At 37.5% G+C, this 23070-nt stretch carries 24 protein-coding genes; 13 read left to right on the forward strand and 11 right to left on the reverse strand.

All coding sequences use genetic code 11. The features are described 5' to 3' along the window. Window positions 1-293 precede the first annotated feature (293 nt). Window positions 294-656, reverse strand: a complete 363-nt coding sequence (locus NMG86_RS13050; RefSeq protein ID WP_026786590.1) for an STAS domain-containing protein — start codon at window positions 654-656, stop codon at window positions 294-296. Between the two features lie 55 nt (window positions 657-711). Further along, window positions 712-1680 carry an oxygen-dependent coproporphyrinogen oxidase gene (gene hemF / locus NMG86_RS13055; protein ID WP_425311504.1) on the reverse strand — a complete coding sequence of 323 codons (969 nt, stop codon included), beginning with the start codon at window positions 1678-1680 and terminating at the stop codon, window positions 712-714. 383 nt (window positions 1681-2063) lie between these two features. On the opposite strand from hemF, the gene NMG86_RS13060 reads away from it, so the two are divergent. Further along, the gene (locus NMG86_RS13060; RefSeq protein WP_026797809.1) at window positions 2064-3125 is read left to right on the forward strand and encodes an Mrp/NBP35 family ATP-binding protein; all 1062 of its coding nucleotides are present in this window, start codon (window positions 2064-2066) and stop codon (window positions 3123-3125) included. Between the two features lie 210 nt (window positions 3126-3335). Then, the gene (locus NMG86_RS13065) at window positions 3336-3518 is read left to right on the forward strand and encodes a hypothetical protein (RefSeq protein WP_026797810.1); all 183 of its coding nucleotides are present in this window, start codon (window positions 3336-3338) and stop codon (window positions 3516-3518) included. 93 nt (window positions 3519-3611) lie between these two features. Here the strand turns inward: NMG86_RS13065 and NMG86_RS13070 are convergent, their stop codons facing one another. The 5 genes from NMG86_RS13070 to NMG86_RS13090 form a co-directional block, all read right to left on the reverse strand. Further along, a complete protein-coding gene (locus NMG86_RS13070) occupies window positions 3612-3998 on the reverse strand; it encodes a HEPN domain-containing protein (protein ID WP_026797811.1) in 387 nt (128 codons plus the stop codon). A 13-nt stretch (window positions 3999-4011) separates the two neighbouring features. After that, entirely contained in the window at window positions 4012-4332 is a 321-nt protein-coding gene (locus NMG86_RS13075) for a nucleotidyltransferase domain-containing protein (protein WP_026797812.1), read from the reverse strand. A 47-nt stretch (window positions 4333-4379) separates the two neighbouring features. Then, window positions 4380-4652: a hypothetical protein gene (locus NMG86_RS13080; protein WP_043938623.1), complete on the reverse strand. Its 273-nt coding sequence runs from the start codon at window positions 4650-4652 to the stop codon at window positions 4380-4382. 50 nt (window positions 4653-4702) lie between these two features. Continuing rightward, on the reverse strand, window positions 4703-4876 hold the full coding sequence (locus tag NMG86_RS13085; RefSeq protein ID WP_158442153.1) for a hypothetical protein: 174 nt from the start codon (window positions 4874-4876) through the stop codon (window positions 4703-4705). 146 nt (window positions 4877-5022) lie between these two features. After that, the gene (locus tag NMG86_RS13090) at window positions 5023-6420 is read right to left on the reverse strand and encodes a helix-turn-helix domain-containing protein (RefSeq protein WP_026797815.1); all 1398 of its coding nucleotides are present in this window, start codon (window positions 6418-6420) and stop codon (window positions 5023-5025) included. Between the two features lie 240 nt (window positions 6421-6660). On the opposite strand from NMG86_RS13090, the gene NMG86_RS13095 reads away from it, so the two are divergent. Both NMG86_RS13095 and NMG86_RS13100 read left to right on the forward strand, forming a co-directional pair. After that, complete coding sequence (locus NMG86_RS13095; RefSeq protein WP_052338715.1) at window positions 6661-7956, forward strand: hypothetical protein; 1296 nt, start codon at window positions 6661-6663, stop codon at window positions 7954-7956. Window positions 7957-8086: 130 nt separating this feature from the next. Continuing rightward, window positions 8087-9307, forward strand: coding sequence for a hypothetical protein (locus NMG86_RS13100; RefSeq protein ID WP_026797816.1), 1221 nt, complete (start codon window positions 8087-8089; stop codon window positions 9305-9307). Between the two features lie 138 nt (window positions 9308-9445). Here NMG86_RS13100 and NMG86_RS13105 read toward each other — a convergent pair whose 3' ends face one another. Then, complete coding sequence (locus NMG86_RS13105; RefSeq protein WP_036833685.1) at window positions 9446-10771, reverse strand: tetratricopeptide repeat protein; 1326 nt, start codon at window positions 10769-10771, stop codon at window positions 9446-9448. A 154-nt stretch (window positions 10772-10925) separates the two neighbouring features. On the opposite strand from NMG86_RS13105, the gene NMG86_RS13110 reads away from it, so the two are divergent. The 5 genes from NMG86_RS13110 (at window position 10926) to NMG86_RS13130 (ending at window position 14955) form a co-directional block, all read left to right on the forward strand. Continuing rightward, complete coding sequence (locus NMG86_RS13110; protein WP_051319798.1) at window positions 10926-12059, forward strand: esterase-like activity of phytase family protein; 1134 nt, start codon at window positions 10926-10928, stop codon at window positions 12057-12059. Between the two features lie 70 nt (window positions 12060-12129). Continuing rightward, window positions 12130-12720, forward strand: coding sequence for a chromophore lyase CpcT/CpeT (locus NMG86_RS13115; RefSeq protein ID WP_026786583.1), 591 nt, complete (start codon window positions 12130-12132; stop codon window positions 12718-12720). A gap of 58 nt (window positions 12721-12778) precedes the next feature. Continuing rightward, entirely contained in the window at window positions 12779-13936 is a 1158-nt protein-coding gene (locus NMG86_RS13120; RefSeq protein ID WP_026786582.1) for an NAD-dependent epimerase/dehydratase family protein, read from the forward strand. Between the two features lie 112 nt (window positions 13937-14048). Further along, window positions 14049-14477, forward strand: a complete 429-nt coding sequence (locus tag NMG86_RS13125) for a hypothetical protein (RefSeq protein ID WP_026786581.1) — start codon at window positions 14049-14051, stop codon at window positions 14475-14477. A gap of 4 nt (window positions 14478-14481) precedes the next feature. Then, on the forward strand, window positions 14482-14955 hold the full coding sequence (locus NMG86_RS13130; protein WP_026786580.1) for a DUF6575 domain-containing protein: 474 nt from the start codon (window positions 14482-14484) through the stop codon (window positions 14953-14955). Between the two features lie 199 nt (window positions 14956-15154). On the opposite strand, the gene NMG86_RS13135 is transcribed toward NMG86_RS13130, so the two are convergent. Both NMG86_RS13135 and ccsB read right to left on the reverse strand, forming a co-directional pair. Then, complete coding sequence (locus NMG86_RS13135) at window positions 15155-15517, reverse strand: KGK domain-containing protein (protein WP_051319797.1); 363 nt, start codon at window positions 15515-15517, stop codon at window positions 15155-15157. Between the two features lie 44 nt (window positions 15518-15561). Next, the gene (gene ccsB, locus NMG86_RS13140; protein WP_026786579.1) at window positions 15562-16590 is read right to left on the reverse strand and encodes a c-type cytochrome biogenesis protein CcsB; all 1029 of its coding nucleotides are present in this window, start codon (window positions 16588-16590) and stop codon (window positions 15562-15564) included. A gap of 185 nt (window positions 16591-16775) precedes the next feature. Between ccsB and NMG86_RS13145 the strand changes: the two genes are divergently transcribed. Both NMG86_RS13145 and NMG86_RS13150 read left to right on the forward strand, forming a co-directional pair. Continuing rightward, the gene (locus NMG86_RS13145) at window positions 16776-17273 is read left to right on the forward strand and encodes a 2TM domain-containing protein (protein ID WP_026797817.1); all 498 of its coding nucleotides are present in this window, start codon (window positions 16776-16778) and stop codon (window positions 17271-17273) included. Between the two features lie 203 nt (window positions 17274-17476). Beyond that, window positions 17477-17626 (forward strand): hypothetical protein, encoded by a 150-nt coding sequence (locus tag NMG86_RS13150; protein ID WP_162832328.1) that lies wholly within the window; start codon window positions 17477-17479, stop codon window positions 17624-17626. Between the two features lie 170 nt (window positions 17627-17796). Here NMG86_RS13150 and NMG86_RS13155 read toward each other — a convergent pair whose 3' ends face one another. Then, a complete protein-coding gene (locus NMG86_RS13155) occupies window positions 17797-18483 on the reverse strand; it encodes a diacylglycerol/polyprenol kinase family protein (protein ID WP_026797818.1) in 687 nt (228 codons plus the stop codon). A 268-nt stretch (window positions 18484-18751) separates the two neighbouring features. On the opposite strand from NMG86_RS13155, the gene NMG86_RS13160 reads away from it, so the two are divergent. Beyond that, complete coding sequence (locus NMG86_RS13160; RefSeq protein ID WP_026786576.1) at window positions 18752-19210, forward strand: phosphate-starvation-inducible PsiE family protein; 459 nt, start codon at window positions 18752-18754, stop codon at window positions 19208-19210. A 139-nt stretch (window positions 19211-19349) separates the two neighbouring features. After that, a complete protein-coding gene (locus NMG86_RS13165) occupies window positions 19350-22961 on the forward strand; it encodes a Yip1 family protein (RefSeq protein WP_026797819.1) in 3612 nt (1203 codons plus the stop codon). Window positions 22962-23070 lie beyond the last annotated feature (109 nt).

Here is a 23070-nt window from a genome sequence, read left to right on the forward strand (position 1 = left end):
CAGCCCGACATTGTTACAGAAAATCTGACTTTGGCTGCAAGCATAAGTAGGTAATTGTTAGGAATTGTTAGCTTTTTAACTACTGTTAATTTACCCTCCACTCCTGCTGATTAGTCGAAGTCGGGAATTAGATTCGGTTATTTTCAAAAACGCTGTTGTTTTGTGGCAATGTTGCCTTCAAATCCAACTTAAACTCCAAAACCCATTGGTCAGCCCCGGGTAGAGACGCACCTAAGCACGTCCCTACGGCCTAATGGCGACCTTTGGAGTGAGAAAACCAGGATATTTTAACTTCAACTGGCCCTTACTCCACCATCAAGAGCTTCATCTTCTGTCTCAAAAATCTCAAATACAGAATCCATCATGGTCACCTCAAATACCAACTTGGCTTCGGGATGAACATTACAAATTCGGAAACTTCCCTTCACTTTGTCAGCATCTCGCATTCCAGCAACCAGTGAAGTCAGACCTGAACTATCAATAAAGTTCACTTGACCTAGATTTACCACGACATGGCGACTCAATTTAGATATACATTCCTGCAACTTGAGGCGGAATTGCCAAGCTGTTGTGATGTCTAGGCGTCCTGTTGGTGCCAAGACAATGACCTTTGTGCCATCCTGGGTCGTATGTTCTTTTTGATCGATATGAATCACTGACCGTCCCCTCGGAATTTTTGATATTGCTTTGGTTGCTTATCTGATCTGTAGTTTAACTTAGACCTGTGAATTTGGAGCAGTCTGTGTTCACCCAATCTTGAGGCTTCAAGAAAGTATCATACAGTTCTGCTTCTGGAGTCCCTGGTTTTGGTTCATAGCCATATTCCCATCTTACCAGAGGCGGTAAAGACATGAGAATTGACTCAGTGCGACCATTGGTTTGTAAGCCAAAAATCGTTCCGCGATCATAAACCAAGTTGAATTCCACATATCGACCCCGCCGATATAATTGGAACTGCCGTTCTCGATCTCCATAGTCATGAGAACGTCTGCGTTCTACAATCGGGCAATAAGCGGGAAGAAAAGCCCCTCCACAGTCTTTTGCAAAACTGAACAAAGAGTCCCAATCTTTCGGATCAGGAATTCCCACTTTATCACTATACAGGGCGGCTGCTCCTTTCGGATCAGGGCCTTTATAGAGTTGGCTTTGTCCATCTTGATAGTCAAAAAAGATACCGCCTACCCCCCGGGTTTCTTGGCGATGTTTCAAATAGAAATATTCATCGCACCAGGGCTTAAATACAGAATAATACTGTGGATCGTGGCGATCGCAAGTTTCTTTTAAAGTTTGATGGAAATAGTGAGCATCTTCGGCAAAGGGATAATAGGGGGTTAAATCAATACCTCCGCCAAACCACCAGACCGGCCCGGCTTCAAAATAGCGATAATTGAGATGTATCGTGGGAATATAGGGATTGCGAGGATGCAATACCATGGAAGTTCCCGTGGCATAAAATCCAGATCCGGCGGCTTCTGGGCGTTGGGCCAGAATCGAAGGAGGCAACTGTTGGCCCCAAACCTCCGAGAAGTTCACCCCGCCTTGTTCAAAGACATCGCCTTCTTGCATGACACGAGATCGACCTCCACCTCCTTCGGGACGCTCCCAAGCGTCTTCTCTAAATTTGCCAAGGCCATCAAGCTGTTCTAAGCCCTGACAAATTTCATCCTGGAGTTGTTTCATAAACTGACTGACACGGGTTTGAGAGTCAGTCGCAGGGATCAAGTGGGGCGTAGTAGTTTCCGATACCTGAGAAGCTGTCATAATTTTTTTAACCTTTTTCGCGATCGCAAACAATGGGTTGCAATCTTACCAAGCGTTATGATCATGTCTGCATTGTGTCCCTTGAGTCAAGTGGCTAACGGGAATTTCTACAGTCAAACCTGGATACCGTAAACCTTTTTTACTTGAATTTTAAGTGGGTTTAAGTCTGTTTAAGACTGATGATCAAAATACTAACACCCTTTGCATGACCCAATCCTTTAATAATTAAGAGGGGAATAGAGTCTGTTTCTCCTAAAATAGCCCTTTGTCCATCCCTCAAACTGAGAACACTTTGATCCAATATGCTTGATCTCAATAACGTATTAGAGGTATTACGACCTGTACAAGACCCCGAACTTCAAAAGAGTTTGGTGGAGTTAAACATGATTCGTAACATTCAAATCCAAGGAGGGGAGGTTAGTTTTACCCTAGTCCTCACTACCCCCGCCTGTCCCCTGCGGGAATTTATCGTCGAAGATTGTCAGAAAGCGGTTAAACAGCTTCCATGGGTGGAAAGTGTTGTTATTGATGTTACGGCTGAAACCCCTCAACAAAAAGCTTTACCAGACCGTCAAGGCATTGTCGGTGTTAAAAATATTCTGGCTATTTCTAGTGGTAAAGGGGGCGTGGGAAAAAGTACGGTGGCGGTGAATGTGGCCGTTGCCTTAGCCCAAATGGGTGCTAAAGTCGGGTTGATTGATGCGGATATTTATGGCCCTAATGATCCGACCATGTTAGGGTTGGCTGATGCTCAGGTTATGGTGCAGCAAAGTCCCCATGGTGAATTCCTAGAACCGGCTTTTAATCATGGGGTGAAGTTGGTTTCTATGGCGTTTCTGATCGATAAAGATCAGCCTGTAATTTGGCGTGGCCCGATGTTAAATGGGATTATTCGTCAATTTCTCTATCAGGTCAATTGGGGTGAATTAGACTATCTACTGGTGGATATGCCCCCAGGAACCGGAGATGCCCAATTAACCCTCGCCCAAGCTGTTCCTATGTCCGGGGTCGTAATTGTGACAACACCTCAGTTAGTGTCCCTGCTAGACTCCCGTAAGGGGTTAAAAATGTTCCAACAGTTGGGGGTTTCGGTGTTGGGAATTGTGGAAAATATGAGTTATTTTATTCCTCCCGATGCCCCGGAGAAAAAATACGATATCTTTGGTTCCGGGGGAGGGGCAAAAACCGCCCAGGAGTTAGGTGTTCCTTTACTGGGGTCTATTCCTTTGGAAATACCTGTCGGAGAAGGGGGAGACACGGGGGTTCCCATTGTCATTTCTGATCCTAACTGCGCCGCTGCTTTAGAATTAATTGCGATCGCCCAGCGTATCGCCGGAAAAGTCTCTGTCTTCGCCTTAACTTAGGTTTTGATTGTTAATATATAGGGGTGATCCAACCCCTATTACTGTCAATTTATAGACCGTAGGGGCGGGTTTAGAGAGATTATTGGTGTGATGTCAAAGATTGACCCGAATTTTAATTTCGGAAGGTTCAGCCGTTTCAAAAAATAATTCAAGAGCTTCGATTAAATTTAGTCTGGCTTCCTCAACATTATTTCCTTTGGGAGAATAACAATGTATAAAGATCCAATTTTAGAAGAAATCCATAATTATAGAGAGGAGTACGCAAAATCATTTAACTACGACCTCAAGGCTATATTTGATGATTTGCGAAATAAGCAAATGGCTAGTAGCCGAAAATTTGTCAAACTTCCCATCAACCGCTTAACTAATGCACCCCAGCACCCAACAGTGTGATCAGTTAGTAGTTGGGCTTTAGCCCTTATTTTTGCGCTTAAGCGCAACTACATTCGACAAATACCATTTTGATAGAGTTGCTCAAATTTTGTTCTATGTTTTAAAAGAACCAATTTGTTCTTCTGCTAATTCTAAAAACTGGATAGCGCGATTAATTTGCTCAATTGCTTCTTCATTCGTAACAGTATTTAAGCCTCCATAATCTCCCGAATTGCGTAAATTTTGAGCTTCAATTAAAAAGCGGTGGAATTGTACAGGAATTCTTCCTGTATTAGCAAAATCTCGACCCAAGGCTGAAATTACAGCAGAATGTTTTGAAAAAGACATCCCCTCCCCTTCTAAAAAAGCCTCTGCAATATAAAACATTGTGTAGTAAGCACGAGAAGCCGCATAATCGGGAAACCCGTTGTTTAATAAAACTTGAGCCGCATTTAAACTTTCTTGTGCTTTTAAGAGTAATTCAAGTTGATCGTTAGTCATGGTGTGATAAAATCTAAAGTAAAATACCTTCTTTCCGAATATTTCTTAATAAAGGGCCTTGACGATGTAAAAACCGATTTTCTTCCATAAATATACAGTTAATAACTTCATTATTTTGCAAAGATAAATCGGCAATCAATTGACCTGTGCGTTTAATTTCTTGCCCGACTTGAACAGTTCCTTTTAACACCACTAATACATCAATATCTGAACCAATATCTGCATCTCCTCTAGCTTGCGAACCGAATAAAATTAGGGTAACTAAGCGGTTTTGATAGAGTTGCTCAAATTCGGTTTTGAGTTTTTGTATAATCTGTTGGATTTTGGGGTTCATTTTTTTTCTTTATGTAACAAAAATTTAAGCTATTCTTCAAGTTGTCACTATTGTTGTTTAATAATTCTATTGGGCACACCATACAAATAATAATCAATATTTTCCGCAAAATCTTTAGGAAGTTTTTCCCATTCTTCGGGAGGAACTTCTGATATAATTTCATCGATCATATTTAGGATAGAATTATCAAGTTTGGGCGGCGTTAAATCCGTTGTGTTTCTGGTTTTGACTCTGGTTTTCAGGAAAATCAAGAAGTGATAAACTTCCTCAATTACAAAGTCGGGTGTAGTTTCGAGTTCTTGAATAAGTTCTTGTTTCATAATATAGATTAAATTTTGGGGTTGATGTTAACCCAAATATGGGGTTAAAACTAGGAGAATAACTGGCGGAAAAATTGCTTGATTTGACTAAACCAGCGACGGATTTTTTGCCACCGGGTCGGGGATGGCGGAATGGGTGGGGTTTCGAGTTGCTCAAGGGCGCGATCGCATTCTTGGATTTTGTGGTTGTCAATTAGACCGTAGGGGCGGGTTCTAATAGACATAACAAATCCCACCATAAATCTTAATAAACCCGCCCTCTTTGTATTAACATATTTGGGGAAAGAAAGGGCGGGTTTAGAGAGGTTATTGGTGGGATGTCAAAGATTTACGCGAACCCGCCCCTACATTTTGGGATAATTTTAATATTTTAATCACAGCAAGATATAATATAGTTCTGCATCACAGAATCAACTGTAAAAACCATCTCATTATCTAAATTTTGTTTTTCAATTAATCCCCGTCTTTCTAAGGAAAGCAGAACTTTAAATAGTTGATTTGGAGCATCGGAAAATTGTTCTAATAATTGCGATAGTAGAACAGGTTGGGGGTGGGAAGACAGAAAAGTGATCGCCTCTTTTTCTAATTCCGATAATCGCTGATACTGTTGTTGTAAAATTTGGCTTAATTCATCTCCTAAACAGACAGGTTTATAACTGATATATTGATTAATTTTACCTCCAAATAATTGCTTAATCAAATGATTAGCTAATTTTAGATAAAGGGGATTTCCTCGAAATAGATTAATTAATTCTGGGTGATTTTCCTCATCCTGTAATCCTTGATTTTTCAATATTTCCGTTGTTTTTTCTCCTAAACCTGTTAAGGAGAAAATTTGAGTTAAACCACTCTCTCCACTCAAGGTAACGACTTCTAAGGGAGGTTCCCAACTATTGAATAGTAAGCAACTATTATGGGTTAATTCTCCGATCAGTTTAAAGAATTTACTATAGTTTTGATATTCGGGTTGATAATTACCAACCAGTTGACCTTCTTTAAATAGACACTGAACATCATCTAAGATAATTAAACAACGGCGATCGCGTAAACATTCTAATAAAATTGCTAATTGACCATCCAAATCATCAGGAAGATTTAACTCCGTTTGGTTTGATAAAAATTGAATTAACTCTTTTAAGGTTGTTTCTAAACAAGAAAAGCTACGAAGACTCCGCCAAATAATACAATCAAATTCTGTTTTTATCTGTTCAACTAGATGACGGGCGATCGCACTTTTTCCCATTCCGCTTATTCCTAAAATAGCAATCATGCGAGATTGTTTTTCTAGGATTAATTGTTTTAGAGTATTGAGTTCAGACTTGCGATCGTAAAATGTTGTAAGTTCCGGTGCATCCCTTAAATCAATTTGAGGTTTGATTACAGAATATTGTTGATTTTCCGTTGATGTTGGTGGGGCGTTTTGTTTCGCTTTTGGGGGTTTTGTAGAGTTTCCACAAAAACTAATCTTTCCGATTTTAACATCCTTCCAGAATGAATAACTACTATTATTTAATTGTATTCTTCCAAATGTAGAGCGTAAATTAGATTTATTAACAACTTCCCCAACTTCCTCTGATATAACCTGCCATAATTCCGATGCAGCTTTTCTCACATGAGGTTCGGTACAGTTGTATTGGTTAGCAATATCTCCGTATTTTTGACTGTTCAACACCCCCATTAAAATCGCTTCTTGCAGACTACTTAGATGCTTCCCGGTTTTTTCAAATATCACTTGGTCTGCCCATGTCAGCATTTCATCAAAATCCATTTGACTTAAATATTACAAATGATTAAGTATTATCCCACATTTTCCGATTTTTTGCAACTCTTTCCTACAAAATCTTACTTATTATAAATATTTACTGGGGTAAAAATTAAAAAATCCCCTACAAAATCCCACTTTTATTTGTTGCTACAATCATAAAAATGCTCAATAATTAACAGCTATATAAGTTTATAACTTAGACATATCAAACTCACATCATTAGAATCAGGAGAACGTGAAATTATGGTATTAATTCCCAATTCAGCTTTAGGTGTTTTGGTCGGTGATGAATCTTCAGAACTGATCTCCTTAATACCAGGACAATTAGCAGGTTTTCCTCAAGGAATATTAGTTTTAGGTGGTAACGATACCGTACAAGGTTCAGTTGATGGCGAAGTAATAAATGGCAACCAAGGTTTTGATCAAATTTTTGGGGGCGGTGGTAATGATAACCTATTTGGAGGACAAGATGGTGATGTCATTGATGGCGGTGTAGGAGATGATATTCTGTTTGGTAATTTAGGGGCAGATATTATTACTGGCGGAGATGGGAATGATAATCTATTTGGTGGTAAAGATAATGATAATTTGTCAGGTGATTTAGGTAACGATATCCTGTCTGGAGATTTCGGAATTGATACTTTAACAGGAGGTGGAGGAAGCGATATTTTTGTATTAGGAATTGGTGGAGGCGGTGCGGATATAATTACAGATTTTCAAGATGGTGCTGATTTAATGCAATTACCCGCAGGATTAACCTTTAGTAATATTCTGGTACAAGCATCAGGTAATCAAACAGCTATTGTTTTAGCAACCACAGGTGAAGAATTAGTCCGATTAAATGGTATTCAACCTTCTGTTATTACCAGCGCTGATTTTGTCGGAGGTTCGTCACCTAGCACCCCTAGTCCAACTTCATTACTTGTTACCGCTAGCGGACAGTTAAGCAGAGTTAATGTTTTAACAGGTGAGTTAGCCGTACTTGCAAATCTAAATACTATTCTAACCGATATTGCAATTTCCCCTGATGGCCGCATATTCGGAATTTCATTTAGTTCTTTGTATAATATCGATTCTGTAACGGGTGACTTATCAAAAATTGGAGATTTTGTTACAGATAATGGGATGAATTCTCTTGAGTTTTCTTCTAATGGTGAGTTATATGGATCAAGTAATTCTAGCAATTCTGATCTTTATAAAATCAATCTTGAAACTGGACGTGCATCAAGTATTTCTTCGGGGACTAATACTAATTTTATAAGTAGTGGAGATTTAGCTTTTATTCCTAGTAGAAATCATTTTTTTGCCTCATCAAGATCTACTGATAACTCAGGAGATATTTTATATTATTTAGGCTTAGATGGCACTTCTAAAGAAATTGGAAATATTGGGTTTTCCAACGTCTGGGGTTTAAATTTTGAAAACGGTAATCTTTTTGGTTATACAGATAAAAAACAAATTATTATCAACATGGATACTGGAGCAGCAACTTTTGACAAAGATATTCAAGTTACAGGTACAATTATGGGTGCAAGCTAGTTATTAAAAAATAGGCAGTAGAGTAGGTGATATTTATGAACTCAATTAAATTTGATCACCTATTCTACAATTTTGTAAAACCCAAAATCAATATTCTTTAAGCCTTTTAATTATCAAAAAAAGCAAGATAATGGAAGAAAATCCTAGACCAGATAACAACCTTCCTGAACCTACACCCAATAATAACCAAAACTTTCAGAAACTTATTCAGGATTATATTAAATATCTGAATAATCAACGCTCATCAGGAAATTGGTTGCCATATGTTATCAGTATAGCCATCTTTTTAATTTTAATTTATGGGTTGGTTAATGGGGTGCTTTCACTTGTACGTCCCTGGATGATAGCGCAACAAAACTCTCCTCCAGTTACACCTAATAATACCCCGACTACAACTTCCCCAACACCAGAACCAAATACTCCTGCAACCCCTAACCCATTTCAAAGCGTTACATTTCCAAAGGATGTCTGTGGAGATCAACTACCTGATGATGCAACCGCTTATCCAGTGAGTTTATATCCCATTTTTGTTAAATATACAGAAGCGGATTTAGCTAAAGTTAAATCTGACTTTTGCCGAGATGCGTTTAAAAAATTTAGAGATAAAAATAATCGAGATGAAATTCAAGTGGGATCATTTCTAGGAACTGAAAGAGCTAGTCAATTTAAAGAGTTTATATCTCAAAGTTTTGCAGATGTAGAGGTTGGGGAAGCAACAATTATTGAATCCAAAAGGGAAACCCCTACAAAAAAACCATCTCCATCTCCATCTCCTATTGCTGAAAAAACTTTTAGATCAGATCAAAACACCTTTAAAGATTTAGAAATTGGATGTGGTTCTTCCTCAAAAACTATTAGTTTTGGCAATTTAGAAATTACCTGTGACAGACAATTGCACATTAAAAATTATAGTTCAGATTGGTATGAACTGCAAATGAATTCTAGGTTTGCAACAGAACCTCTTGGGATGAGCACACAAGGAACTAAATATCTTCTGATTCCTCCAGGTGGATCAGAAAGAGAAGGCCCTTTTTATAGTAGAGATTTAAACGGTAATACTTACCAATTCAAAGCTCGAAAAATATCACAAAGTATACCTTCCGTGACAATTACCGTAAATTGTAATGATCAGCCTATCCTTTTTTGGAATATAGCAATGAAACCCAGATGCAAATCAGAAGGTGGAACATTTGTAGATTTATATACAGTATTCGGAAATACTACCGTTAGTTTAGATATTGGAAGTGGTAATCCTTTAGTATATGAGCCTTCAATGATTGGTCAAGAGGGATGGATATCTTCTGAGAATTCTAAAATACGCATAACTTTTTATGCAGGTAGAAAACAATGAAAAATTACTAATTAGCCTCAATTATGCTGTGATATACATTTTTTATGATTCTACTATCTACTTATTTAAGTTATAATATTTTTTGAAATTTAATCCTTGTGGTATGGGTAATTCATGAATTGTCCATACTATTAAAATTTAGCGATTCATTTGACGATTAGCAAGATCAATTTTTTTAACAAAATAATCCTCTCGATATTTTAACTGTTGTGCTAATCCTAATCCTTGTTGGAAGGCTGCGATCGCAGATTGATAGGCTTTTTGTGATAAATAAATATCTCCTATTTGATCATAAGCATTCATCATCCCATAATAATTATTAGTCTGTTGATTGACTAAAACTTGGGCTTGATAAATATCTAAAGCCGTTTTAATTTGATTTTGAGATCGATAGAGTTTACCCAGTCTTCCTAATGCTTCACTGGCGTTATCAAACTGTTGAATAGAGGTAGCAATACTGTAGGCTTCTTGATAGGTTGCTCCCGCTTGTTCAAATTGTTCTAATTTTTCATAATTCCCACCAATACCTAATTTAATTTCTGGAATTGGTAATAAATTTTGCTGACTTGCATAATATCCAGCTAATCTTTCTTTAACAGAAATAGCCTTTAAATATTCTCCTATTTGTTCATAAATAAAGCTTAATTGTTGTAGCGATCGCACTTCACTCGCCGGGGGTGTCGGGTTGGGATTTTCGGGGGTAGCGGGTTGGGGTTGAGGCGGTAGAATATCCCCTTTGATGGCGCGGATTTCCTGTTGTAATTCCAATAGTTTCTCATAAGTTTCTGCGGCGTTGGGATAGTCTAACCACATCATATAAATTTGAGCAATTTCATTAAAATATTGTTCTTCTGCTAAACTATCTTGACTTTTATTTGCCGTTTCTAATAATTGTTGATATAGGCTTAAAGCCGAATTTTTTGCCCTAATATTCTTAAATGCTAATCCCAATGATTCCCATAATTTAAGATCATTAATCTTTTCCGTATTAATTTTTTGTACAATTTGATCCAGACGTTCTGTGATAAACTTTATATATAGTCGTTGGCTATTATTCCAAGCAATTAACCCGACTCGATTTAAAGCTGCAATTTCTTGAGATAATCCAAAATAACGCCTAATTCTTAACTCTCGATTCCATAATTCAAACGCACCTGGAATATTTCCAGCAGCTAATAATGCTGTAGCTTCCGCATTTAGTTTAATTAATTCAGGTTCTAATATTTGCTGTTGACTTTGACCTAATACTTGACCATCGGGGGGAGGGGAAGGGAGTAAAGGATCGGGTTCTTTGGTAAATAATGGATTGGGAGAAAAATCATCGAGTAGGGGTTTTTCGGGTTCGGGTTGTTTTTGTTTTTGAGCGATCGCAACTTCCAGATTAACCCCACCTGATAATAGAATAAAAACCGGGATTAAAATAAAGTTTAGTCTTTGAATACTGCGATTCTTTAGATTAATCATAAAATTATAGCCCTAATATTTAAAATATAATCTATTTATTGTATAACTATTTTTCCTATTTTGCAAACCATCAAATCAGTTTTGCTGGGCCGAATTGACCGAAAAAGCAATAATATGGGATAATCAGAATCGGAGCGTTAGGGAGGAGAGAAAGGTGAAAGTTTGGAAAAAATGGGTTAAAAGTCTGATGGTTTTAGGCTGTAGCTTTGTCTTTTTAACAGCTTGTTCCGTTCCCCAAGTATCGGCGGAATCTCGATTTTTTGTTGATTTATCTCTAAACTTTTTAGAGAAGTATGAACTCTCAAAATTCATTCTATTTAATGATCAACCCGGCGGTACTTTTTCATCCCTAACTTACAAAATACCCGGGTATGGAAACCCAACGGATGAAGGAATTAGGTTCTATGGGTTAACCGATGCTTCCGCAAAAATCCAGACTATCAAATTCGATTTAAACCCTTCCGGGTCGATGAATTTACAAGATATCAGCCTAGAAAATTCAACTATTCTCAAAAATCAACAAAATCAACCCCTATCGGACAGCCAACTTTATCCAGATAGTATTGCCTTTTCTCCTCGAAATTCCGTTTTTATTTCCACAAAAACTTTAGAAAAATCCGAGCTTCCTCCGTCTATTGCTGAATATGATTTAACAACCGGACAACTGAAAAATACAGTTCCTCTTTCCTCCTTTTATCTTCCCCAATTCAAAGACTCTGACCAAATTCGAGGAATAGAACCCCAATTCGGCTTTAAAGCCTTAACTATTTCTCCCGATGGCTTTAGTCCCGATGGTCGAGATCCCTTTCGGTTATTTACTGTCACCGAAAAACCATTAATTCAAGATCGAGATCCAGAGGATGAAACTAAATTAAGATTATTACATTATGTAATTGCAGATCGAGCCTCTTTTTTAGTTTCAGAAACCCTATATCTTTTGGATAAAACCTCTCAAAAGTTAGTTAATATTGTAGCAGGTCAAAGCGGAATTTTTCTGAGTTTAGAACAATCGGGAGACAGTGGAAAAATTTATCAATTATTCACCGGAGATGCAACGGATACCTCCCGTATTGCGAGTTTAAAAGGAGACTTAAGCAAAATCCAACCCGTGCGAAAAAAACTATTATTAGATTTACAAGACCTAGGAATAACTGTTCCCAATTTAACCGGAATGACCCTAGGATCTCGTTTACCCGATGGAAGTCAAAGTCTAGTAATTTTAAATCATCAAAATGATGGAACTGAGTTTCTATTATTCAGTTTGAGATCAGATAACATCAGAGATTAGAAATTTTTTCTCTTAATTCCTGATTACGTTGTATCCTAAAAAACGAAGTTGATCAACTTTGATAAAAGTCATGAGTCATTCCACCGATACTATCAAATTAGCACAATTAATGGCGGCGGACTTCAGTAACCAAGCCCAAGCCTTTGAAAACCCACCGTTTTTTGCCCATATTCGGGTGTGTATGCGTCCCCTACCAACAGAATTATTAGATGGGGTGAGCTTGTATTTAGAACAGGCTTATGATATTAACTTAAAACAACCCTATCGAGTGCGGGTATTAAAATTAGTAGCGGTGGAAAATCACATTGAAATTGAGAATTATGTGATTGAAAATGAAGCCGAATTTCATGGTGCATCCCGGGAACCGGAAAGACTTCAAGGGTTAACAAAAGAACGATTAAAAAAAATGGAAAAATGTTCTTTTATTACCCATTGGACAGGACATAGTTTTAAAGGGGAAGTGGAACCAGGGAAAGGATGTATGGTGGAACGCAAAGGAAACGTCACCTATTTAGCGAGTGAATTTGAAATTGATGAACACCACTTTATTAGTCACGACCGAGGACGCGACCCCGAAACCGATGAACAACTTTGGGGAGCTTTAGCAGGGCCATTTCAATTTGTGCGCTGGACAAGTTTTGCTGACGAGGTAAAAATTTGATCCCCTTTCCTGATAAATTTACCGAGTATTGGCACATCAAGATTCAAAAAGTGTATTTATGAAAGTCCTGGTTATTGGTGGTGATGGCTACTGCGGTTGGGCCACAGCGTTGTATTTGTCCAATCGTGGCTATGAAGTCGGTATTCTGGATAGTTTAGTTCGACGTTATTGGGATCAACAACTGTGTATTGATACACTAACTCCGATTGCTCCAATTAAGCAACGGATTCAGCGTTGGCAAGATTTAACCGGAAAATCAATTGACCTATTTATTGGGGATATTAACAACTACGATTTCCTGATCAAAAGTTTGCTAAAGTTTGAACCCGAAGCCATTATTCACTTCGGAGAACAACGTTCTGCACCCTTTTCAATGATTGATAGAGAACACGCTGTTCTCACCCAAGCTAACAACGTAATTGGCAACCTAAATTTATTGTATGCCATGCAGGAACATTTTCCTAATTGTCATTTGGTGAAGTTAGGAACGATGGGAGAATATGGAACCCCCAATATTGATATTGAGGAAGGATATATTACCATCGAACATAACGGTCGTAAGGATACTTTACCCTATCCCAAACAACCGGGCAGTTTCTATCATTTATCCAAAGTTCATGACAGCCATAATATCCATTTTGCTTGTAAAATTTGGGGTCTGCGAGCAACGGATTTAAACCAAGGTGTGGTTTATGGGGTGTTAACAGAAGAAACCGGGATGGATGAGTTGTTAATTAACCGTCTCGACTATGATGGCGTGTTTGGAACGGCTTTGAACCGTTTCTGTATTCAAGCCGCCATTGGTCATCCCTTAACAGTGTATGGAAAAGGCGGACAAACTAGAGCCTTTTTAGATATTCGGGATACGGTACGATGTATCGAATTAGCATTAGAAAATCCGGCGGATTCTGGACAATTCCGGGTGTTTAATCAGTTTACCGAATTGCATAGCGTTGGTGACTTAGCAATGATGGTAAAAAAAGCGGGAATTGCGTTAGGGTTAGATGTGGAAATCGAAAATATTCCTAATCCTCGTGTTGAACTAGAAGAACATTATTTCAACGCTAAGAATACTAATCTATTGGATTTAGGATTACAGCCCCATTTTCTATCTGATTCTCTGTTAGATTCTTTGTTGAATTTTGCCATTAAGTATAAGAATCGGGTTGATAATAGCCAAATTATGCCCAAAGTCTTATGGCGTAATCCTGGTTAATTTAGGATCATGTTTACTGTAGAGAGGTTAAGTTCTCTACAGTAAACCTTGTGTTTTGTAAAGTGTTATGATAGACTGAATGTTATGATCAACTAAATTAGGAGGTTAATGATTGACGTTTAAGTATCAAGAATATATTAATGAACTTTCTAATTGTCCACCTTCAGATTATCAACACATAGAAATGACAGCTTATCGGTTTATATTTGAGGAAAATCATGAACAGTCAAAAAATAGTTTTTTACCTGTTCTGATCATAAAACCTCACCGAAAATTTAATACACCTCAACAATGTTGTCAAGGTTATGCTCTGTCATTATTTGATACTCGAAACCATGCAGAACAACGCTATAACCAACTAATAAAAAACCGACCAAATATCAGTCAAATCTTAGGAACCCACTTGGCAAAAGGAAGTATTGACAAGACTGATGGTATAGCTTCATCAGTAGATCAAAAAGGACATTTTAGTCTTCATGAATATCAACATACAGACTTATCACAGAAATTTAAAATTATTAATCAATTAGAAATAAATTAAGCTGATGAATACTTTAAATGGTTGTCCTTTAAATAAATTTCCCCTTAATCTTCAATATGTGGCTGATCTAATTTATTTTGATGGGCCATTAGTATCGTTATTGGAAAATGAATCTGGAGAAAGCTATCTTTATTGTTGGTCTGATGTTAATTCAGTTGATAATAGATGGCTAGTTTTCCGAGTAACTAAAAATTCTTTGCAGGACTATCTACTCGGTAAAGTTTCTCTAAGAGATTTAATTTTAAATCCTGTTGATGCTTTTCATTATGCGATTGATATTGATAATGATTTAGAAGTTAAAAATACTTTTTGGATACTCCCTGAAAATTTACCTGATTCTTATGTTCCAGAAGAAGACTCTTATCATGATCCTTCCTTATTGAATCCAGAACAAGGCGAAGAAGATATGAAGTTAATTGAGTCAAAAATAAATTATAAAGAAAATAATTTAATTCAAATTGGAGCCAACAATCGTTAAAATCCTCCAAACCAATAATAAAATAGCAGGTATTGATTACAAAGGATTGTGCTATCTTGATTAACATATTTTGTAGTGAGGCGTTCACGCCTCTAATAAGCCCTGAAGGGCTTACTACTACAAAAAAATGTTCAAAATTCAAAATTAAATCTCTTGAACTTTGAACATTAATAAAATTTGTTAAATTTTCAACTAATAACTAACTCCACATTCCGACACTTTTAGTTGGTTGGTTAACAAAAGGTGGTAGGTCAGTATTCGATTCAGAGGGAACCGTAGGAGGAGCATATTCAGAAGTTGGGACACCTCCTTTGGCTTCAGCTTCAACTTCAGGTTCATCGGAACAAAATTCTAAACAAATCCGAAATTTTCCGGTTTTCCAAGATTGGCCCGGACGCAAGATTTGACACTCAATTCCTTCCTTAAATAAATTTTCTTCCTCTAACTTGGATTCCATAATTGACAGAAATTCACTAGCCTTAAAAGTACATTGAAACATCAATGCACTTTCACTGGTATTAATCACATCATCATCACCGAGAATAGAGGTAAAATCGCTCATGTTTATGTCCTGAAAATTGTATTTTGTACTAAGGATTAACTAATTTAGAAAAACCAACCGTAGGAATGTAAACCTTTTCCTAATAGATTAACTCCTAAATAGCATACCCAGACCACCACAAACCCCGTAGCAGCTAAAATAGCAGGTTTTCGACCTTGCCAACCGCGAGTAATTCTGGCGTGTAAATAGGCCGCAAACACTAACCAAGTAATTAACGCCCAAGTTTCTTTCGGGTCCCAACTCCAATAGGAACCCCAGGCTTCATTCGCCCAGACCCCCCCGGAAATAATCCCAATGGTTAAAAGCGGAAATCCTAATCCAATAATCCGATAACTGATATTGTCAATAGTTTCCACTAAGGTTAATCGCTGTGGGGAAAGCCTGGTAACTGATTCTGGGTTGTCGGTTTTGACGAACTCTAACACGGCCGTTGTGCCATTACCATTGGTCGTGAACCCTTTGGGGTGGGACTCCGTAACGATTTCTGGAGTATAATTGATCCCATTGGTAACGGGTTTATGATGATTTCGGGAAATCCGAGTTCCTAGAGAACTTCCACTTAACTCGATTTCCTGTCCCCTAGTCAGAATTAAAAAGGCGATCGCTAATAGAGATCCCACCATTAATGTTGCATAACTCAACATCATGACGCTAACGTGCATCATTAACCAATTAGACTTCAATGCCGGGACAAGGGGTTCAGCGACCCGCATTTGGGGCGGTAACTTTAGGGTGGCAAACGCCGCAATTCCCATCGCTACCGGAGAGGTGACTACCCCGACTAAGCGACTGCGACTCATTTCTTCAGCAATCAGATGAATGGTCGTCAAACCCCAAGTGAGGAAAAACAGGGATTCATAGAGATTACTAATCGGGAAGTAACCCGCTTCAATCCATCTTGCCCCTAATAATGCGACAATGGAGAGATTAGCGATCGCCATGGACGCAGTACCCAACACCGACAAATAGGGAATATTAGGAAACGCCGCCCCCACCCAATACAACAATAGGGTGATAAACAAAATGGCAAAAGAAATATTATCTAATCCATTCTGGAGTACAACCAGATTCATGAACGATTCTCCGGGTAACGTTATTGATGACCGACTTTTTTTAACTTTATCTTAAATCTCGCCCCTAGAACTCGCCCTATACCCTGATAGGATAGGTTAGGCTAGATTAAGATTTCATATTATTAGGGTTGCAGATTACCTGTAAACCTCGTCCTATTCGTATTTTAGCTTGATCAGAAAAAGTTATGACCAACTCAGACATTCAAATTACCCCAACCTATCTACAGGAAGATATACAAGAAATTCTGCATATTGCGATTTGTCGTAAACAAGATAACGAGGAAATGACTCGTCAAGATTTGTTAGACATTGCCAAAGATTTAGGAATTTCTCCCCGGGATTTAGAACTTGCTGAACAGCAATGGAATTTACAAAAACAAGAAGCCGATGAAAAGTTAGTTTTTAACGCTTATCGCCAAAATCGACTGAAACAAAATCTAATTCAATTTGGGATTGTTAACTCTTTCTTGATTTTAATTAACCTAGTAATTTGGCATGGAATCGGATTTGCAGCCTTTGTCTTTTTAACTTGGGGATTGTTTTTAACCCTCAGAGCTTGGAAAACCTATCAACTAGAAGGAGAGGATTATGAAGCAGCTTTTAAAGCCTGGAAATTGAAAAAAAACGTGGGTAAATCAATTAATGCTTTTACCGATAAGGTCTTAAAAGGATTGCAGTCTTAAACCTTAATCGGGTTTGTAGGGGTTGGGCAAGAAGACCAAACCCCGAACCAGGTAAATTAAGTATTTCTGACAATTTTAACAGATTGTATAACTTCAGTAAATACAAAATTGCAAATAAATGTTGCAGATCTGCACACTTTCTAATTTTTTCCGATAGAATGATTAGTATAAAAGCCTGAATAGTAGAGTTGAGGTTAGGAATTATGAATATTTTACGTTCTCTTAAAGAAATGATGACCTATTTAACTGAAGCCGCTGGGCGGATGTTTATTGTTAGCGATGATGTTTACCCATCGGTAGGTACACAACCATTTGAAGGTAATCCTAACAAAGATCCTCGTTGGAAACACTAGAAATAATTGTATTCAAATATTATTATGTGTTTCAAAATAATCATAAATCCCCCATAGGAGTTATGGGGGATTTATGATTATTTAGGTAATAAAATATTGAACATATAGAAGCGTGTTTACAACTTCTTTTTATCTTTGTGGTTAAATTATATAACGACGCAGCCTGTTCCCTAAAGAATTTGATTCAGGAAAAAAGCTAGTGACGCACTCCCTAAAGGAACAGTTAGATTATCAATTCCATACTTTGAAAAGGTTTCTAATCCCGTAGCTATAATTGCTACAGCTATTGAAATACTCCAATTTATTTGATTATTCCCCTCAGTTGCTAATAAAATAAAACTGCAAATCATCAAACTAACAAATAGCATTGTTAAGGAACCTTCCCAGCTTTTACCATTACCAAAAACTTGATATTTATGTTGACCCCATTGTTGACCAATAACCGCCGCTAAACCATCCCCCCAAGCCATAATTAAAATACCCAAAGCCGCATATTGAGGTTGTTTGATTGTCCAAAACCAACCAATTAAAACCCCAATACTAATCGCATAAAAAAACGTTCCTAAACTTTTTCGTCCCACACTATTAATACTAGGAAGAATTGGGGTTTGATGGGAAATAATAGCAATAATTCCTGAAATTACACTCGCTGTAATTCCAACCCATGCTGGAATATTCAGCCACCAAGCCAGTAGAATCACATTTCCCGTGCCAATATGAACAATTTTACGCGAAACTTCCGCATTAACAGCAAAAACCCGATTTAGTCCTTCTGCTACTACTAAAATTAAACCTAACCACCCGGCAACTAATGGGATTTGGAATCCTAAACTATGGATTTCAGTTAAACTCGGCATTTAATTAATGGGATGTAAATTAACCTAAATAATTAGTATACGCTGATTCTTGCATTTTAAGACATTCTACAATATCCTTTTATCTAACCATTCTATTTTTAGGTATGTCAGAAATCAACTACATAGATATGATTGTTAAATTCTGCCCAGAAACCTTTGAAACTGGATTTAGGGAATAGTTAGATTGATTTTAAAGAATAGTCTTGCATTAACTGACTATAAATTATATATTGATATTAGTTTGTTTAACTCCAATTCACGGGTCACTATGTCACGCAAAAGAACTTTTTTTGAATCCCTCACCCATTGGTTTAGCGACGAAAATTTCTTAATAATATTAGAAGAAATTCAAGTGGCGATCGCTAAAACCTTATCAATTGCTATGGTAATCATTATCATAGTTTGCTGTGGTCAACTAATTGTATATTTAGCCCAAAAATTATTAACAGATTCTTCCCTAATATTTAAAGATTCTTTGTTTGAAATTTTCGGATTATTCTTAAATGTTTTGATTGCCTTAGAGATTTTAGAGAATATTTCATCCTACTTGAAAAAGCACGTTATCCAAGTTGAGTTAGTGATTGTTACCTCTTTAATTGCGGTAGGACGAAAAATCATTATTTTTGATCTCGATAAAAAAGGAGGTCAAGATTTGATTGGACTGGCTATTGCGATTTTAGCCCTATCAATCAGTTATTTAATTGTTAGACTACATCACAGTAAGTAAAGGATTAAAATTTATTTAACGGTTGAAAGATAAATTGATTTAACCATAATCCAGACTAAATATTGCTTTTTAGAGTCGTTCAGGTTACACTTGAAACCACTTAAAAACCATTAATTGCATCTTTGTAAATTTTTGTTTTATGGAAACCGCATTTAACCAATTCTGGCATCTGGTTTCAGGGGCATTTGCCCTCAACCCAGAGGTTTTTGATCAAATCAATACCTTACCCGATGGCCTCACCGTAGCATTAATTATTGTTCTGATCGCTGGTTTATCACAAGCCATTGGACAATGTATTGTTTTATTTGCTAATAAAGTTACACCGATTCGTTTTTTTCTCAGCTTAGGAATTTCTGCGATTGTTTTTGCTTTAAGTTATGGATTGTGGGCGGGAAGTATTTGGATTGCAAGTAACTTATTTTTTGATGTTTCTCTCAGTTTTAATCTGATTTTTAAAACATTAGGACTCAGTTATGCCCCCCAAATGTTGGGGTTTTTAATCGCCTTACCTTATATGGGAATTGCGATAGGGGTATTACTTTCAATTTGGAGTTTACTCGCTCAATTTGTAGGATTAGAAAGCGTTGCCGGATTTGAAGATTGGTCTGTCTTTATTTGTACTTTAATTGGCTGGGTCGTCCTCCAAATTGTACAACGAACTATTGGTCGTCCGATTTTAGCCTTTAGTCGTTGGTTATCTAATTCGGTGGCGGGAACTTCATTAATTACTGACCCGAAAAAACTAGAAGAAATGGTCATGTATGACGGGAATGAGCCTCAAATTCTGACCGTTGGCAAGGAAATCTGGTTAGAAGCCGAACAACAAGAAGATATTCCTAAACAAAAAACTTCCTCTACTGTTAAATTTGTCGCCCTAGCATTATTAGGTTTATTATTAGTTTTTATTTTATATCCTAATTCTAATAACCCCTTAACCATAGGTTTTAGTCTACTCAATCATAGCTTTAGATTGGGCTTGAAATTAGTTAATTTTAGTTTAATTGCCTTGTTAATTTCTATTGTCCTAACACCCTTAGAATCCTTAACTTGGTGGGCAGGATGGTATGGAGTTAAACCCTTAGAAAATACTGGAACATTAGTCAAAAATCACAATATTGATACTCCAGTAAATCACTATGTTATGTATTTAGATGGGATCAATCAAGGCTCCTATCAATATTTACCAGAAGTTGAACGTTTTTTAGATGCCCTTGCCATTGCCACTCCCGATAATGTAGCGATTGTTAAAGGGATTATGCCCTATTCTGTTACTAATAAACCCTTAACTGAAAATCGGTTATTATCCTTTTTGTGGCGGATAATTGACTCCATGGTGGTTCAAAATCCTGCTAACCCAATTGGTTTTATCATTAATGCCAGAAATGTCGTCTCCGTAGCAGTTTCAGCCGATCCGCGTTACGGCCCGATTCAAAATCAAGGTCTGGCACAAGTCTTGTATAATAGTTTACTTAGCTATGGTTATCCCGTCGGTAGTGAAATTCCGGTGACATTGGTGGGCTACAGTGGTGGTGGTCAAATGTCCATGGGGGCTGTAACCTTTCTCAAACGTACCATTAAAGCCCCGATCACAGTAATTTCTATTGCTGGTGTGATCAGTGGAAATACGGGGACAATGGTAACAGAACATCTATATCATCTAGTTGGGGATAAGGATAGCGTTGAAAAAGTGGGGGCGATTATTTTCCCTGGACGCTGGCCGTTTTCTCTGTTATCAAACTGGAATTTTGCTAAACGGCGGGGAAAAATCAGTTTTATCTCTCTGGGGCCAGTGGGACATAATATGATGGGTGGCCCGATGGGAGATCATCAACTACCAAATGGCAAAACCCACCTGCAACAAACCGTTGATATTGTGACTGGAATTTTATTAGAAAATTGGGAAATTACTGGCCTAGATCCTAATATTTTCAAAAAATCTAGTAACTATGAACTCTACAAAAAAGCCCCATTTAATCAAGTTGCATATTATCCAGTTAAACAAACTCTTAATCCAGAGTTATATCAACCCGTAGGCAATTGGATAGGTCGATTAATTTTACCTAAATTATCAGAGCGGGAACAGGTGCAGGGCGTATTATTTGAGATTTATCATGCTGATTCATCCCATCAGCATCGAGTCGGACAAATTGTTAATTTAAGATGGGATTTACAGGTTTCTTCTGTCAAGGAAAGAGTTAAATTAGTCACCCAAGATGTTAACTTTATTGATCAGGTAAAAGTTAGTCAATCCCAAGGCAATATTCACCCAGAAAGAATCAATAGTTGGTCAAAAGTTGATCCCTTAGAATCCATGGCTGGAGCTAGACCCCAGGATGATGTGATTGTGGTGTTAAAAGATCCTGTGGTCTTGAAAGATACGGGTTTAGAACGTCCAAGTCTTTATATTCAAAATGATCCAATTGAAATTACTGGCCGATTTTATGCGCTGGTTCGGTTTATTGAAAATTTAGGCAATGACTTCTTTTTGGTACGTCATTATTCTCCCGCCTCTCAACAACTTAACGGCCCTGAAGAAAGGGTCTATTTGCCCTCTGTGATTGCTAACAGGGATGGGGCTTTATCTTCAATAAATCAGGATTTAGAACAATCTCCGGTTAATGCTTCTGGGTGGTATATATTCGGACAAAAAAATATTGATGGTCAGTTTGTAGTACAGGCGATCGCACCCTATCAATTATTTTCTTTAACTCCTGATTTGGTAATTTCAGGACAACAAAAAACCCTGGATTATATTAACTGGGAATACTGGAAAAATCAAGTCACTCCCCAAGGACAAGTTAAGACAATTTTCCTCAATCCAAATCAGAATAATTCGACGGATTCTATTGTGCCGGAATCCATCTGGAAAGAAGGAGATAGAGCCTTATTAATGCACGTTTATGGAGGCATTGGCGGGCCGAATGGAGATAATACTCCCTTTGGGATTTATTTCGGACATTTTGCCTATGGAATCGCTACAGTCGTGCGCGATCGCCTTACCCAAGAATTGCGATTTAACATCGCATATCGCCAAATTTATACCCATAATTGTGATGGAATCATCTCAGGAAGTTTAGACTGGACAAGGTATAGTGGCGATCGTCAATTTGGTTGGTTAGGATCTCGTCCCTTTACCGATATTCTAATTAAATTTGATCCCCTAACCCAAGATTATGATTTTGATAGTTTCAAGTTTTCTCCCTTAGATATTGTTATTAATGAACTCGATATTATGACGGCTCGATATCGGGTTGGAGATGGAACTGGAACTACTTTTGTAAGTGCAATTAATTCCTGTTCTCAAGATTCCAGTCAAGCCTTGTATTTATCCTTAAGAAGAATGCTGGCGCAGTTTGAATTAAATCCTTTATTAATGAAATGGTTGCGGGAAAATCCCCACCACGAACAAACCGAAAGATTTCTTCAATTAGCCACCTTAGTAGCAAGTTTAGAAAGTATTTTAACTGCTGGAGGGAAAGCCCGAAAAGATTGGCGATATGGTTCTCCAACTTTAGGGCGTTTTACTGAAGAAACTCCCTTAAAAACCTTATCTCAATTAGGCTCTAGTTGGCGCTCATTATTACCGCGATTAATTAATGATAAAATTGCCATGATTTTCCTACAATTAGGCGCCTATCTCTGGATTCTCCGCACCCATCAAGTCGGCGGTCACGATCCCACCCTGAAAACCCTAATTCCCACGGATTTTTGGTTCGGGATTCCTAAATTGAAAAACTTTGAATATGATTAAGCTGTTAATCATCTCAAAAGAAACCTATGCTTGTCCGATTTGTCGTTGTGGTCAGTTGTCTAATATTACCTTGATGGATTAGTCTGCTATATCTACTGAGAAGAATCTT

Origin of the sequence: Planktothrix rubescens CCAP 1459/22, from assembly GCA_904830895.1 — a bacterium.
Lineage (GTDB): Bacteria > Cyanobacteriota > Cyanobacteriia > Cyanobacteriales > Microcoleaceae > Planktothrix > Planktothrix agardhii.

Bases quoted from the DNA above. Each gene is read 5' to 3' on its own strand.
- hemF (WP_425311504.1), bottom strand. From the start codon at position 1,680: ATGAAACAACTCCAGGATGAAATTTGTCAGGGCTTAGAACAGCTTGAT.
- NMG86_RS13060 (WP_026797809.1), top strand. From the start codon at position 2,064: ATGCTTGATCTCAATAACGTATTAGAGGTATTACGACCTGTACAAGAC.
- NMG86_RS13065 (WP_026797810.1), top strand. From the start codon at position 3,336: ATGTATAAAGATCCAATTTTAGAAGAAATCCATAATTATAGAGAGGAG.
- NMG86_RS13070 (WP_026797811.1), bottom strand. From the start codon at position 3,998: ATGACTAACGATCAACTTGAATTACTCTTAAAAGCACAAGAAAGTTTA.
- NMG86_RS13075 (WP_026797812.1), bottom strand. From the start codon at position 4,332: ATGAACCCCAAAATCCAACAGATTATACAAAAACTCAAAACCGAATTT.
- NMG86_RS13080 (WP_043938623.1), bottom strand. From the start codon at position 4,652: ATGAAACAAGAACTTATTCAAGAACTCGAAACTACACCCGACTTTGTA.
- NMG86_RS13085 (WP_158442153.1), bottom strand. From the start codon at position 4,876: ATGTCTATTAGAACCCGCCCCTACGGTCTAATTGACAACCACAAAATC.
- NMG86_RS13090 (WP_026797815.1), bottom strand. From the start codon at position 6,420: ATGGATTTTGATGAAATGCTGACATGGGCAGACCAAGTGATATTTGAA.
- NMG86_RS13095 (WP_052338715.1), top strand. From the start codon at position 6,661: ATGGTATTAATTCCCAATTCAGCTTTAGGTGTTTTGGTCGGTGATGAA.
- NMG86_RS13100 (WP_026797816.1), top strand. From the start codon at position 8,087: ATGGAAGAAAATCCTAGACCAGATAACAACCTTCCTGAACCTACACCC.
- NMG86_RS13105 (WP_036833685.1), bottom strand. From the start codon at position 10,771: ATGATTAATCTAAAGAATCGCAGTATTCAAAGACTAAACTTTATTTTA.
- NMG86_RS13115 (WP_026786583.1), top strand. From the start codon at position 12,130: ATGAGTCATTCCACCGATACTATCAAATTAGCACAATTAATGGCGGCG.
- NMG86_RS13120 (WP_026786582.1), top strand. From the start codon at position 12,779: ATGAAAGTCCTGGTTATTGGTGGTGATGGCTACTGCGGTTGGGCCACA.
- NMG86_RS13130 (WP_026786580.1), top strand. From the start codon at position 14,482: ATGAATACTTTAAATGGTTGTCCTTTAAATAAATTTCCCCTTAATCTT.
- NMG86_RS13135 (WP_051319797.1), bottom strand. From the start codon at position 15,517: ATGAGCGATTTTACCTCTATTCTCGGTGATGATGATGTGATTAATACC.
- ccsB (WP_026786579.1), bottom strand. From the start codon at position 16,590: ATGAATCTGGTTGTACTCCAGAATGGATTAGATAATATTTCTTTTGCC.
- NMG86_RS13145 (WP_026797817.1), top strand. From the start codon at position 16,776: ATGACCAACTCAGACATTCAAATTACCCCAACCTATCTACAGGAAGAT.
- NMG86_RS13150 (WP_162832328.1), top strand. From the start codon at position 17,477: ATGAATATTTTACGTTCTCTTAAAGAAATGATGACCTATTTAACTGAA.
- NMG86_RS13155 (WP_026797818.1), bottom strand. From the start codon at position 18,483: ATGCCGAGTTTAACTGAAATCCATAGTTTAGGATTCCAAATCCCATTA.
- NMG86_RS13160 (WP_026786576.1), top strand. From the start codon at position 18,752: ATGTCACGCAAAAGAACTTTTTTTGAATCCCTCACCCATTGGTTTAGC.
- NMG86_RS13165 (WP_026797819.1), top strand. From the start codon at position 19,350: ATGGAAACCGCATTTAACCAATTCTGGCATCTGGTTTCAGGGGCATTT.